Consider the following 13,496-nt stretch of genomic DNA (forward strand, 5'->3'; position numbering starts at 1 on the left):
ATTATAGTGAATTGAAAATAAAAGCCTCTAATGAGGCTTTTTTTGTTCCTTAAGTCTTATTATCTATATTTAATATGTTAATATTGTAGTAACAAACAATAAATAAGATTATGCACAATTCATTAGCAACACCTCTCATTAACAACAAATGGACTATCACTTACCACAAAGAATTTATTCAGCGCTATGTTGAATTGACACAGCCTGAACGTGATCAAGAAGATTTTGAACGTCCAGAAAACAAGACGGTGATAAACCCTCTTGCTGGAAAGCTCATTTTTGGAAGCGTTTCAGATTATGAGAAAGAATCTTTAGCGTTTATCAAAGATTCTGTTCAGAACTATAATAAGACCATCGTTGAACTGTTCATGTTCGTAGATTTGAAGCTCTTTGCTGACCTGTACGGGTCGTCTCGCGTTAAAAGGGATGTAGCCATAGGGCGTGGAGATTTTGATTTCATCAGTGAGCTTGTAGAAGGCGTCAATACTCGTAATGTCGATGAGGTCGAGAATTTCGCGATGTGTGTATGGTTTGATGGACAAGCAACAGAAGAATTTATCAGACCCTTCAGGGATATGGAAACTAGAATTAAAAATCTAAAAGCCTTTTATAAAGCGCAAAAAAGTAAACAAAGTTATTACAACTCAATCAGATAAGCCCACAAATGTGGGTTTTTTGTTTTAAGTGCCTGATTTTGATTTTCGGAATGGTACTATTGTATTAACAAACAAGATTTATTATTTATGAATGTAAGATACGATTTGCCTGATTATTTTGATTTAGACATGAATAAAGTATTGCATGGGCTGGGTCCACGGTTTGGTATGATGTCCCATCTTTGGTGTGAAACTGATGTACATCATACTCAATATTGTTTAATTCACCAATTGTTAATCTGTTTTGAGACGGATAAAGTCGCTCATTTAGTTTTTTATGTCGAAGACTTTCTACACGGTTGCTATGGGGTGTTAGATGTTTATTTTAATAAATCAAAATCTTCCTATACAACAAGATTTCACACTGTTAGAAGACTAGAGGACGTGAAAGGCAACATAGAAAGAAAAATTAAAGTGGATGGTAAAAAGTACAGTATGTATTTAATTTATGCCCTGTACGTGAGAATGATAAGAGAATTATTTCCTGTCCATAGAGTTTGCAATGAGCTTGATGGTTTTGTGAGCTTTGAAAGATATTTCACATATGGATTGTTTAAACCCCACTACATAAATTTTTTCAAGCCGAAAGATATTAGTCTTTATAGTAAATATGGTTTCAACTATAGAACTTTATTTTTTACCAAGCTAGATACTACGGTAATGATTAGAGATGCATTGTCAGACGCAGAAAATTGGAAGGCTAATGAGCAAAGCTTCTACAAGAACGATAATTACGATAATTTTTTTAGGCTAATAAATTCACCAAATCAAAGTATTGAAGAGGTGGATTTCGGATATTTGTACAGTTTTGAAGAATTAAACGGAAAAGTCTTTCATATGTTTAGTGTTATGGATAAAAATTTAAGTGATGAAACTGGTTATATGGTTGGTGTTGAAATTGTTAAGGATAAACCTACTGTCGCGTTTAATGAAGGTTTTGGTGATTTTGTTAAATGTGATGTTCAGGTGTTTAATGTTAAAGGTAATGAATATTGGATTGATCACATACTTTTCGCAATGAAAAGATACGCGCCTGAGTTAAGTTTCTATGAAATGCTAAACTCTGAACTTTTTAGTGAGTATATGCAATATTATAAAATCGCAATTTATTAATTTAGCCTTTGCATGTGCTACTATTATATTAACAAACATATTAAACAAATGAAAAATCTACAACTATCTTTCACCAATGTAATTCCTGATGAATTCGTGCTTAAACATATTGTCAAAACAAGAACTAAATATAGTTATGATACTTGCGAGTATTATTACAAGGCTTTGCTTGGTGATTTGGTTTGTGACGAAGTTGACAAAGCAATTAAACTCAATTTCCTATTCTCGTATGATATGCAGAATTACAAACAATACGTTTATTACGTTATAAACTCAGATTTGGAATGTTCAGGAATTTTTCAGTTGTCCATTTATAATGGGCAATGTGTACCTTCAAAGTCTTTCGTATGTTGCCGTTACCTTACAATGTCAAAGCTTCAAATGCAAATGCACAAGCGCAAAGCAACCTTTAATGTTGGTGGGGTAGGGCGTGGTATTTACAAAGCAGTTTATCTATACACACAATTTTTACAACAGACCCTTTCAAAAGTCTCATTTTGTAAATTTATTAATTCTTACGTTTTTGAGTCTGAATATAACTCTTTGTCAAAAAGTCCTTATCGCTATGTTGATGTTTATTCACATCGCATACAAAATTATGAGGATAGATTGTTATCATTCAAGCCGCCTTCAATATACAACAATTTTAGTTCTTTCTTAAAAGATCGTGATAGCTTCATGTTGATGAATGAAGAATACTATGACATTCACAATTACGATCTTTTTTATAACATGATAGATCGTCAATGTGGTGACGTTTCAGGCACTACGGCACAATATCTTTATAGCTACGCTGATGTTAATGATGATCTGAATTATCACTGCATTGCTTTGTTTGTGGTAGGGCGGAATGGTTGTGAATACATCTTAATTCTGACCATAAAGGACACTGGGTATAATTTTCTAGTTGAGCATATGCAATATGTTGAAGACTTTGATTTTCTTCACCCTCACTCAATTGTTTATGATGACGTAATAGTTTCAATAGTTGATGTTTGGAAGTATATAGCAAAATCTGAATTAAGTCATTTGACGATTGAAGAATTTATTGCTCATGATGACTTTTTAGAATTAATGAGATATGAAAGATTAATTAATTACTAATGCTTGGTTTGGAATTTAAAAATGGTATTATTAAGAGTAACAAACAAACTCTTGTTAAATGTATAAAATCAAAAGCTGTACCTTTCCCAATGAAGGCTATGAACTCAATTTGAAAGATAGCCTTTCATTTTCTCAAATCAATGATGCAATTTCACAAGCTACTGTGTCTGTGTTCGATGACTACAAGCATGATGTTGTAGATTCTTGGAAAATCAGACTCAACCTTTCAGCCAGCATCCGGCAAATAATGGGTGATGTGCCTGAGCGTGAATTTGAATTCCTATGTGCATTCCAGAATGGAAGATTCAATAAAGCTTTTTATCAAGTGTTTGTTCCATTCAGTGATAGATTTGCCGTGTTAGAGGTGGAGTTTCAAAAAGGGTTGTTCAATAGAATCTCTGACGTTCGCCTTTATGACAGCTATTTTGTCGATTCTTTTTGTATGAACGGATTAAGGACAATCAGCAGCAACTGTTTTGATTTTGGTATGGGTGATATTATTAGGTATAATACCTTGGTAAATCTTGAATCTGAAAAAGCCACAAGCGTTTTAGAATTATTGCGGGATTCTCATTTAGGTGATGTATTGCAGAGAATTGATAGACTATCTGGTTTTGAAAAGCCGTCCCATTTTGAGAAAGATTTTAGAACCTATGAGATCGTCGGTGAGCCTGAAAGGAAGCACACTAAAATTGCCTCTTATATTTATGGATTGTTTAAAGGCGCTTATTATTCAAAGCTTTCTTGTGAAACTATTCAAGACGCTTTCAAGAATCTCAAAATAAAGCCGTTGGTTTCGTTGTCATGCACAAGCGTGAATATGACCACGGATCATTACCTTGTTTATTTCAAAGACGAAGATTTCCCAAGGGTACAAGTTGTAATTACTGAATGCTGTGGTGAAGAAGATATACAAGGCTTGCAGATAAACATCTTGGAAGGTAAAGTGAAATATGTCGAAGGTTTTGATTTTCAGCTTAGCACTGAAAATGAATCATTTTCTACCGATGAATTGCTGGCGGATTGGATATTTCACCATTCAGAAATAGATTTAACGTTTCTAGAATTTATTCAATCACCAATGCTTGGTGATTACGTAAAAATGTTCAGATTGCTGGATTATTAAAAAAAGCCCTGATGGGCTATTTTTAGATCTTGTTCTTGGCACCTCTCTTGAATTTCGATAAGGCTTCATCACCCTTGGGTTGTTCCTGTGGTGCTTGTCCTGCTTCCTGAGCGCCTGCATACGGAGCTTCGGTTTTAGCTGCGACCATCTTCATAGGTTTAGCCTTCACGCCACCGCCAGAGCGTTTGCCGTTGTCGTGGATTGGAGCCTGTTCAGTATCATCATGAGTAACTGCAGGTGCATGGGCTGAACCTGGAGCTGGCTGTGAAGGTGCTTGGATACCTGACTGTGGATCGTACTGCTTTGGCGCTACAAGCTTCATTTCTGGCTTACGTTCGGCTTCTGGATCGATCTGCGCATCTTTAAGAATTTCAGACATTTGGCTGTCAGTAATCGAAAACGATTGTTGGAAATCAGCAATGATTTTCTTCAAAGATTCTTTATCCGTCGATTCAAGAATCGAACCGGCGTGTTGAAATGCGTCAGGCGATAAACCGTTATAGATGCCGTAAAGGTATGCATAAACCTTTGGTCTTGAATCTATTTCTCTTTCCCATTTGTAGTTTGTGCTTAAAAGAATTGCTTTAGGTTTTAATGATTTATCTTTTGCCAATTCTGGATTCTTTTCAATCATTTTTGCATAATCTACAAATTCTTTACGTTTAATATCAATCATTACCGTATTTTTTCCAAGGATCTGATTATAAACCGCGTCTAATGCTTGTTGAGCTTCTGCCCTGATGTGTTCAGGTGGGGTGTAGTTTTTGATAGCCAATCCATTCTGAACTGAATATTTGTAAATCTTGGCTTGAATCGCTGGGTTGTCTGGTCCTGTAAATTCGATTGATTTATAGCCATTAGCGATATAATGAAGAACAGCTTCTAATTCACCACCTCTATTTACTTGAACCTTGTTGTGAGAAAGCATTGTTAAAAGCTCTCTGTGATTTTTACCAAACATTTTGTTGCCTTCAACTATGGCGTTGTGTAATGAAGATTTCCAACCGTCTTTTTCAGTACGTGCAACCCATTCAGCATGTGTCTCACCTTCCTGCATCATGAACGGTTCTTTTTCTCTTTTTTTCCATTTTTCATAGCCATTCAGTCTGATTTTTTCTTTTCTCTCTTCTTCAAGAGATTTTATTTCTTCTTGCATTTGCAATACCTGCTTTCTTGTTAGTAAGAGATTATTAACGTCTATGCCATATTTTTGGGCTGAAACCTTTACGTCCATACCCAAGAAATGCAACGACCATTTTTTATAATCCCATGCTCCAGTTTTATCATTTCTGACAACCTCATTTGCAGATAAGCAAACGCCAAATTGTTCTTTCAACTGACTGTTGAGAGTTTCAAAATCAACCGGGTTGCCTTTCGCAATATGATTATTTATGTACTCAGAAGCTTGTTTTACGACAAGTGAAATATCTACATCGGATTTTTTTGAGAAGTATTCCATTTCATCGAACTGCTCAATTAATCGTTTCATATCAACTGACAAATCTTCAAATGATTTAAACGGTCCACCTTTAAGGCTGATTAGCAATTTCTTAGGTTTTTTCTGGAACAAGGTTTTCAAGCCAGTTTCTTCAAAATCTTTTTTTGCGTCTGGATGGTAATAGTTTGTACCAGAGTATTTTGCTGAAAGTCTTTTCAATTCACTCACTATAGTAGCGTCGTAACCTTTCTTGTTTTCATCAATCTTGATTCTGTTTTTTCTGTATATGGTTTCCATCTGATCGAGATTTGGAAACTCTTGTTCCATTTCATACTTAACGTTTTGGAATTTCTTTAGAACTCCGTCTTCACCTTGTCTATGGAACGCAACAGGTTTTTGATCAAAATCATAAGCAGCAAAGTGAATGTGAACATCTGGACATTCCGCTTTCATGTTTGGGACTATCATGTATCGAAAATTTATTTCTTCAGGTGTTTTGCAATTGCTTAACGCCATTAAGGTTTTTTCGGCATAATCCATTAAAAATTCAGCTTTTTCTTTCGTAGTTTTAAACACCGCAAGTTCTTCATCTTTACAGGCAATAATGTATCTACCAGTGTCAAACTGGTTGCCATCTGTGCGCAAAAATCTACAAGCTGAAGACTCTAGCAAAGCTGAATCGCCCCGGGTTTTCTAGACACTCTCAAGGCTCGCTGCGTAACGCTTTTCAAACTCTACCGGTGACAGCTGATTGTTGAAACTGTGGCGTCGTTTTGGGTTGTAAAACATCTCGATGTAATCGAACACATCATCTCGAGCATCCTGGCGTGTAGTGTAGATTTTACGCTTGATCCGTTCCCGCTTCAGCAACTGGAAAAAGCTCTCCGCCACAGCGTTGTCGTGGCAATTACCTCGACGACTCATGCTGGCTACCAGGTTGTTAGCTTTCAAGAAGCTTCGCCAGTCTGAGCTGCTGTACTGACTGCCTTGATCCGAGTGGATCATCACCTCTTGCTTCGGCTTACGTCTCCAAACCGCCATCAGCAGTGCATCAATGGCTACGTCGCTGGTCATCTGCGACTTCATTGACCAACCAATGATCTGGCGTGAAAACAGATCGAGCACCACGGCCAAATACAGCCAGCCTTCATATGTTCGGATGTAGGTAATGTCTGTGACCCAAACTTTGTTGGGTTCTCTGACATCGAATTGGCGCTTCAGTAAGTTCGGTGAGGCAACGGCTGGCTTACCGCCGTATTTTCCAGGCCTCCGTCGATACCCAGTCTGAGAACGTAAACCTTCAAGGCGCATCAACCTAGCCACCCGGTGACGGCCACAGCTCTCACCAACCTCTCGCAGGTCATCATGGATCTTTCGATAGCCATAAACGCCACCGCTTTCCAGCCAGGAGTGTTTGATCAATCCAAGCAGTCGCTGATCGTCCTTGGCTCGCGCAGATTTTGGTTCTGATAGCCACGCGTAGTAGCCGCTGGGATGAACCTTGAGCGTCAGGCAAAGCCGTCGAATCGCGTAATGACCCGCTTGCTGCTTAATAAAGGCGTACTTCAGCCGCACTCCTTGGCAAAGTACGCGGCGGCCTTTTTTAAGATGTCTCGCTCCTCCGTCACCCGTTTCAGCTCGGCACGTAGACGACGAACCTCAGCGCTCTGATCATCCTCCTCAACGCGCTGTTCCTGAGGCTTGGTGTAGCGCTTAACCCAGGCATAGAGGCTGTGCACAGACACACCCAATCGTGCAGCCACCTCCGAGACAGGAAGCTGCTTTTCGGTCACTTGCTTGACCGCCTGGATTTTGAATTCTTCGGGATAACGCTGGTTGCTCATGGCACCTCCTAATGGGCCTCATTTTAAGGCTTGGAGGTGTCTACGAAACTAGGGGCGATTCAAGCATCAGTTATGTGATATGCAAAAGCTATGCGGTAATTTTCATATTCTTGTTGATCTGCAAAGGCATCCATTTCGTTCATTTCAAAATGACTCATCATTGTAATGTCAATGTTTGTTCTGAACCATTGATTACCTTCGTGTGAATCATCGTTAAAAGCATCAGGCTTATTCTTGTACTGTTCAGATAATAGATACATGACAAAATCAAAAACTCTCTGTCTTCCTGACAATTCACATCCAGCTTTTTCTATTGACCGTTTTACTGACTTGCCAAGCTTTGATAATTCGGTGTTTTCAAATGAGACTGATATTATAGACATTATTAACCTTTATTATTCTTATGATTATTTATTTCTGTTTCAAACATTGCTTTTAACTTGTGTAGCAACATTGCAAGGCTTTTTATAGGATCTTGCCCAGTTTTGATTTGCTCATGTATATTGATAAGACTGTCATTAAGATAGTCATATATTTCTTTCAGCTTGTTACCTATTACATCAGGCTTCTTTTTCACAACTCTCTTGGTTTTTGCAAAAGCTAATTCTTTGGTGAAGACTTCTCGGTTTCCGGGTATTTTCTGTTCAGGAATAGACATTTTGAGACGTAGAGTTTCTACACGGGCTATAAATTTATCTTCTAAACGTATAGTAATACTCGTTTCCAAATCTCCTGCATCACTTGCACGCACAAGGCTTGCTTTGAGGGCTTCTAGACGTTCTGAAACGAAAGGTACGCTACTTATGACCACTGCTTTAGATTCTTCCTTCAGAACGCTCATAGCGGCATTCAGGCGTGGAATCTCTGAGGCCAGGGCGAACAGATCCAAGGTTGTTTTTGTCCCAGTCTTGGTGTCAGTCCTGACCACTGATTTACCTTTTGACAGTGAAAGCAGTTGCTTTAAATTTGAACTGTTATTAGCGCGCCTAGAAGGCTTCTCAACGGTTTCAACGTAGATAGCTGAATCACCCAACAGGTTATTGGCAAAGCGTGTTATACCGTGCTTGTAGAGCGTATTAGACTTGTTGGTGTGCCCGGTTTCATGAAGCAACGCCATAAAAAGAGTTTTATATTCTGTACTGCATCTGAAATTGATTCTTTTCATAAAGCACCTATTAATTAGGTGCTTGGTTTGAATTGTTTTGTGAAAGCAATGGCACAAGCTTGTTTTTCAAATCTTGGAAATTAGTAACTTTTGCCATCACAAATAGTTCTTCCATTTGAGGCGCAAGGTTATACAATCTCAATTCTTGTTCTTTCAACTTAACTTGTTCTTCAAGGATTCTGCGCTTTTCAATTTCTTCATCAACTGCCTTGCTGGCAGTCACTTCTGCTTCATAAGCAATATCTTCCTTTTTTATGAGGGCGGTAGTTTTCTTTGAAACGTGTGTCTTAACATCTAATCCTTTTTCCAATGCATATTCAGCATCATCATACTTCGCGGCTTTAGTAGCTCTTAATGCATCAGTAGCAATCTTTTCTTTCTCTACAAGTTTTTTCTTTAGAGAATCTATATTGGCTGTGTGTTCGTCAATTGCTTTATTGAATTCAGCTATTTCTTTTTCTGTTTGTAATATTTCTGCGTTCATATTGTTAACTATTGTTGTTTGCTATGAATAGTTTAACACTTGTATAGAAAATTGCTTGGAACCTCATTTTGAAATCTGTGGTATTAAGAAAAGTAAAAACAGTATAGTGAATGCTACGAATTCTGAACCTATATCGCTCCATGAGTAACCATGCATAAATAGCTTTGGTATGAGGTGATAGAGGAATACGCTGTATAGAGTAGAGTACAAAATGACGTAAGGAGTTTTATTGTAGAGTTTTATAGCTCTCTGCTTAATGGGGTTTCGCATGTAATTTTCTTGGTAAAAAATGTAACTCTTTTGCATTTCAATTAACTGTTCTTTCTGAAAGCTGGCTTCTGTAAGTAGTTCATTTGATTTCTTGGAATTGCGCCATAGGTATTTTCTCCATTTAGATAGAGAATTCTTGTAATCAGATTTAAGAGTGTTGATTGCTGATTGTGTTGATGCAATTCTTTCACGTTGATATTTCACAATATCTTTGTGTTTAAGTTTTGAACCTACGCGCCAGAGGCGGATGTAGAATTTAGAAGCATTGGATATTTTACTGAACATTCTTTGAGGTGTTTGTTTATTAATATTGTAGCACTGGTATAATTTTTTGCTTGGGCACAAAAAAAGCCCTGTGGGCTTTAGTCGTTTTTGATGGTGATGTTTTCTTGTGCGAATGCGATGATAGAAACGTAACCGGGTGCTGGCGGTTGTGTATTTATTTTTACCTCAGTTGGTTTTGAGCCATCATTAGAATATGTCTTCTCATCAAATTTCGGGTCTAATGCTTTACGTCTGGCAACCTCTTTATCAAACTGTTCGTTCATAACCTTACGGTCTGCATAGAATTTAGTTTCTTTTGGAAGATACTCAATGCCGCTGTTCACTTGAGGCTTTGAAGTTATTACTGAGTTTAATTCATCCATAGCGTGCTGAGCTTCAAAGGCTTGAGTTTCACTTTCAGTCATTCCTGACTTGCAATTTAACTTGCCTTTAATGATAGACATATCAATATCAGATTTTCCAACGAATTCTAATGTAGGGTTTTCGATAATGCAGAATTGACGTTGGGCAGTGTCCTGTTCTTTCTTAATTTTTAAGACTGTGAAGTTAAACATAACCATGAAAAATGCGATAACAACTAAAAAGCCAAGTATTGGGAATTCATTTTCATCTTCCTTTGTTGCTGGTACTTCAAACGCTTTGGCTATAAATGCGCCATGTTTAAATTCGGATGTTGGAATTACTGTTGTTACTCTTGCAGACTGAATGAACGCAATTTCTTCGCCATTGCTTCTAAATGAAATCAACAGGTTTTTAAGTTTAAAGATTCCTAATAATTCTTCTTTTGAGTAATTATTCTCTGATTCAAATATTTTGGTTGACACCTTGTCGAATCTTTTTATTAAACTCTTTTCGCTTTCAATTCCCTCCATTGCATTATCAATGTCTTCAAGCATGTTAAGTGGGTTTCTTGCTTTGACTTCTCTCATAATATTTAATATTTGCTTGTTTGTTATTTCAATAGTAGCATTTTATATTTTGATTAATAGAGTTAAGGAAAAATAAACCTGCTTATTTGCAGGTTTGTATTGATGTTAATTAAATTTAATGTACAACAGTGAAATAAAAAAAGCCAGCTTCACCAAAAATGCCAAAAGCATGAAGAATAAAGTTGACTTGATCATGAATTTTAAAAGTATTGTTTCATGGCTTGCGTGCTCTGGATCATCTTTCATAATGCGAACTATCAAGAAGTTGAAGATTGCCAATGTGGCTCTATCAAGATACGTTGGTTTTTTAGGTGGCAAATTTGCGATTCTGTTTTGCTCAACCATATTTCTTCTATCAAGTCTTGCTTTGGCTTCTAATGCTTGTTGCTTTTTTTCATAATGAAACTCTTTGTGTGCTTTGTAGATAGTTACGCCAAGGCTCAATTCATTTGAAGGGTAGATTGCCGTTTCCCATCTATCATAAGAGTTCTGTTTAGCAACTGCGGTAATAGTGCCATTGGACTGGTATGTTATTCTTAAACCTGCTGTGCTGAATTTATTGATAATTATTTCATTAGAATCTTTATCTGAGATTCCAGATGCAATTTTGTTAAATTCTTTTTTAAGTCTCATTTGAAATTGTGGATTATGGTCGATTGAAAAGTTTTCTTTCATGTTGATAATATTTGTTTGATACTACAATAGTAGCATTTATGATTTCTTGAATTTCGGTTTTGTGGGTTTATTTCAGATGAAAAAAAACCGTGAGCTTGTATCACGGTCTTTTGTTTCATCAGTGCTTAGTGAATTGGGCGTACTAAATATAATCCGCCTAATACTAGCGCCGGGAACCATCCGAATGTTACAAGTATAACGATAGGCATCATTAACTTTTCCATTTTTGAAAAGTCGTCCCATGTTACTTTTTTGCTTTTAATAATATCCATGTTTAACAAATCTTCTGATAAAGCTTTTATTGCATTACCTGAGTTCTTGTTGTCCCAAATTTCTGAATATATGCAGTCAGGGCGATTCAATATCACCATATCGTGTTTTTCAAAAAGCTTTTCTGTTTGGCTATATGTCATGTCTTCAGTTACGTATGGTGCAACTGCATTATAACGAACGTACAAATCATCAGATGATTGAAGTATGGCTTCTTGTTTGTCGAACTCTTCGAAAACCTGATACACCAATTCTCCGTTCAGTAAGTCTCTAGTGATGTAGTTTATTGTCACTTCTTCTTTGCTTTCATCCTTAAAGAATCTTGTAATTTCAGTAATCAATCCACCTTCTTTGTGAAAGACAAATAAATTCTTTCTCTCTAGAACCTCATCCATTTCTTCACAAGTTGTTTCAGGTGTGAACTTAGCGGTTATCTTTTCGAATTTTGCTTTTACTTTATCGTACTGCTTTGAATTTTCCATTGCTTATAAGTTTGTTTGATAACTTAATAATACCATACGTTGATTTCAAAATTTACCTTTAACGAAAAATATTCCCATAAATGGTATAATATCACTATATGGATCTGCTTTTATGATTGACTACTTGCCTCTACAAATTTTCGTTTACATGAAAATAGAATACCTCTCAAATCAGTCTTGTCTGACTTTGAAGGTGTATGCAAACGGAGTGCGCAAGAGTAACGTAAATTCAGACTTGTCTGACTTTACACCCGTCCTTGCTTCTTTTGATTTTAAAATAAAAAAGATTTTGATCTTCAACGTCATACAACTTATATAGCAAGTTTTCAGTATTTTGAATTATCTGTTTTCAAGGGCTTTTCACGAACGTCATACAAATCAGTATTTTCCATTTTGACCATTCCTAATCAGATTTAATGAGTTGTCCTATAGGTGTAGGCTGGTTCTTTCAACTGGATTCTAGGCACAAGCTAGACCAAATAAAAATGCTACACTGTTCTCATAACAACTGAGTCAACTAATGATTACAGATTACACCAGTCAACAACGTAAAAACCTATCTACAAATGAAGCTATTATAAAGACTTCTCCTTCATCAATAGTAACCACTCCTATTGAAATTTTAGAATTAAAAGCGGCTAGAGCATTTGGCTCTTTGTCCACGTTTGATGAAATTACACTTAGACATAAACTTACAGATCGTTTTAATGAGATTTGCGTATTTAGAGAAGGTACAGAAGAACATCTTGAACTATATTTTAGAGATCTTGAACGCGCTAAAGAGTTTAGTTTTGCATTTAACGCTGCAACAAATACTGTTGAACAATTCATGCATGGTGTTAAGGTTTATAACAATCTGACCAATACAATTCCAAGAAAAGCAGAAAAGAATATCACTGCTTATCCATTCGAAAGTTTTGAGCATTATCTAGCTAGAATGCAAAAACTAATTCCTTGTCATTTGTCTGAAGGTGGATTTAGAGAAATTATTCGCAAGCATTGGTATGTATCTCAGGACTTATTTTCAAAGCAAGAAGATGGTTCAGTGCTCTACGGTCCTACAGCAGCAGAATCATTTCTAGCGTTTCATAAAAGAGCTTCAACGTTCACAGATAGAGTTGATTCCGCTAGAGAAAAAGGTTACAGCAATCATCACACAAATACGCTTTTAAAATATTTAGGTAAGCATGAAATCAAATTCAAAGAACCTGTTGTTTACATAAAACCTTGGATTGATGAAGGCGGTGCGTTGTTAGAATCACTTGAAGAAATTCCTGTTGAAGAAAAAAAATCCAACAATAAATATTCACATTCAAATTCAAGTTTGAGTGAAAAAGAACAACAGGAATGGGCTGACATGGACGATTTTGTTATTCATGAATGGGATAGACAAGAAGCAGAATCATTAGAAGAGTGGGTATTTCCAATTCCAGTTGCTGTTCCTCTTCCATGTGAGCCACTTCCAAAGCCTTTAGAGAGTGTTACAGATGTAATTGAAGACGTAGCGCAGTCCAACGCATCCAATCACATCAGCGCGCCTGTAGACGATCTCCAGGATCTCAACTGGTCGTTTGTTGCTGGTGTTGTCGTTGGTGCTGCGGCAACTGGCTTGCTAATCTCAAAGCTGTTCAGCAAATAATAATCTTCAATGATTT

Annotated in this window: 13 protein-coding genes; 5 read left to right on the plus strand and 8 right to left on the minus strand. The window is 36.7% G+C overall.

The features are described from left to right. Nucleotides 1-110: 110 nt before the first annotated feature. The 4 genes from BOP93_RS07235 to BOP93_RS07250 all read left to right on the plus strand — a co-directional run bounded on the left by BOP93_RS07235 (nt 111) and on the right by BOP93_RS07250 (nt 3,999). Entirely contained in the window at nt 111-656 is a 546-nt protein-coding gene (locus BOP93_RS07235; protein WP_104502076.1) for a hypothetical protein, read from the plus strand. A gap of 129 nt (nt 657-785) precedes the next feature. Then, nucleotides 786-1,769, plus strand: coding sequence for a hypothetical protein (locus BOP93_RS07240; protein ID WP_157943466.1), 984 nt, complete (start codon nt 786-788; stop codon nt 1,767-1,769). 96 nt (nt 1,770-1,865) lie between these two features. Continuing rightward, nucleotides 1,866-2,873 carry a hypothetical protein gene (locus BOP93_RS27335; RefSeq protein WP_157943467.1) on the plus strand — a complete coding sequence of 336 codons (1,008 nt, stop codon included), beginning with the start codon at nt 1,866-1,868 and terminating at the stop codon, nt 2,871-2,873. Between the two features lie 58 nt (nt 2,874-2,931). Further along, nucleotides 2,932-3,999, plus strand: coding sequence for a hypothetical protein (locus tag BOP93_RS07250; protein WP_104502079.1), 1,068 nt, complete (start codon nt 2,932-2,934; stop codon nt 3,997-3,999). 22 nt (nt 4,000-4,021) lie between these two features. Here the strand turns inward: BOP93_RS07250 and BOP93_RS07255 are convergent, their stop codons facing one another. The 8 genes from BOP93_RS07255 to BOP93_RS07295 all read right to left on the minus strand — a co-directional run bounded on the left by BOP93_RS07255 (nt 4,022) and on the right by BOP93_RS07295 (nt 11,841). Continuing rightward, a complete protein-coding gene (locus BOP93_RS07255) occupies nt 4,022-6,082 on the minus strand; it encodes a hypothetical protein (protein WP_162303209.1) in 2,061 nt (686 codons plus the stop codon). A 48-nt stretch (nt 6,083-6,130) separates the two neighbouring features. Next, a protein-coding gene (locus tag BOP93_RS07260; protein WP_104502081.1) for an IS3 family transposase occupies nt 6,131-7,281 on the minus strand; the annotation gives its coding sequence in 2 pieces (ribosomal slippage) (nt 6,131-7,047 and nt 7,047-7,281; 1,152 coding nt in all). A gap of 59 nt (nt 7,282-7,340) precedes the next feature. Then, entirely contained in the window at nt 7,341-7,664 is a 324-nt protein-coding gene (locus BOP93_RS27340) for a hypothetical protein (RefSeq protein ID WP_157943469.1), read from the minus strand. 2 nt (nt 7,665-7,666) lie between these two features. Further along, on the minus strand, nt 7,667-8,446 hold the full coding sequence (locus BOP93_RS07270; protein WP_157943470.1) for a hypothetical protein: 780 nt from the start codon (nt 8,444-8,446) through the stop codon (nt 7,667-7,669). Nucleotides 8,447-8,456: 10 nt separating this feature from the next. Next, nucleotides 8,457-8,930, minus strand: coding sequence for a hypothetical protein (locus BOP93_RS07275; protein WP_104502084.1), 474 nt, complete (start codon nt 8,928-8,930; stop codon nt 8,457-8,459). A 632-nt stretch (nt 8,931-9,562) separates the two neighbouring features. Further along, on the minus strand, nt 9,563-10,381 hold the full coding sequence (locus tag BOP93_RS07285) for a hypothetical protein (protein WP_104502086.1): 819 nt from the start codon (nt 10,379-10,381) through the stop codon (nt 9,563-9,565). A 138-nt stretch (nt 10,382-10,519) separates the two neighbouring features. Next, entirely contained in the window at nt 10,520-11,089 is a 570-nt protein-coding gene (locus BOP93_RS27345) for a hypothetical protein (RefSeq protein WP_157943471.1), read from the minus strand. A 125-nt stretch (nt 11,090-11,214) separates the two neighbouring features. Then, complete coding sequence (locus BOP93_RS07295) at nt 11,215-11,841, minus strand: hypothetical protein (RefSeq protein ID WP_104502088.1); 627 nt, start codon at nt 11,839-11,841, stop codon at nt 11,215-11,217. A gap of 520 nt (nt 11,842-12,361) precedes the next feature. On the opposite strand from BOP93_RS07295, the gene BOP93_RS27350 reads away from it, so the two are divergent. Beyond that, nucleotides 12,362-13,480, plus strand: a complete 1,119-nt coding sequence (locus BOP93_RS27350) for a hypothetical protein (RefSeq protein WP_157943472.1) — start codon at nt 12,362-12,364, stop codon at nt 13,478-13,480. Nucleotides 13,481-13,496 lie beyond the last annotated feature (16 nt).

It is taken from the genome of Pseudomonas orientalis (genome assembly GCF_002934065.1).
GTDB lineage: Bacteria > Pseudomonadota > Gammaproteobacteria > Pseudomonadales > Pseudomonadaceae > Aquipseudomonas > Aquipseudomonas orientalis_A.

Coding starts and splice junctions, on each gene's coding strand:
- BOP93_RS07235 (WP_104502076.1), top strand. CDS start 111: ATGCACAATTCATTAGCAACACCTCTCATTAACAACAAATGGACTATC.
- BOP93_RS07240 (WP_157943466.1), top strand. CDS start 786: ATGAATAAAGTATTGCATGGGCTGGGTCCACGGTTTGGTATGATGTCC.
- BOP93_RS07250 (WP_104502079.1), top strand. CDS start 2,932: ATGTATAAAATCAAAAGCTGTACCTTTCCCAATGAAGGCTATGAACTC.
- BOP93_RS27340 (WP_157943469.1), bottom strand. CDS start 7,664: ATGTCTATAATATCAGTCTCATTTGAAAACACCGAATTATCAAAGCTT.
- BOP93_RS07270 (WP_157943470.1), bottom strand. CDS start 8,446: ATGAAAAGAATCAATTTCAGATGCAGTACAGAATATAAAACTCTTTTT.
- BOP93_RS07275 (WP_104502084.1), bottom strand. CDS start 8,930: ATGAACGCAGAAATATTACAAACAGAAAAAGAAATAGCTGAATTCAAT.
- BOP93_RS07285 (WP_104502086.1), bottom strand. CDS start 10,381: ATGCTTGAAGACATTGATAATGCAATGGAGGGAATTGAAAGCGAAAAG.
- BOP93_RS27345 (WP_157943471.1), bottom strand. CDS start 11,089: ATGAAAGAAAACTTTTCAATCGACCATAATCCACAATTTCAAATGAGA.
- BOP93_RS07295 (WP_104502088.1), bottom strand. CDS start 11,841: ATGGAAAATTCAAAGCAGTACGATAAAGTAAAAGCAAAATTCGAAAAG.
- BOP93_RS27350 (WP_157943472.1), top strand. CDS start 12,362: ATGATTACAGATTACACCAGTCAACAACGTAAAAACCTATCTACAAAT.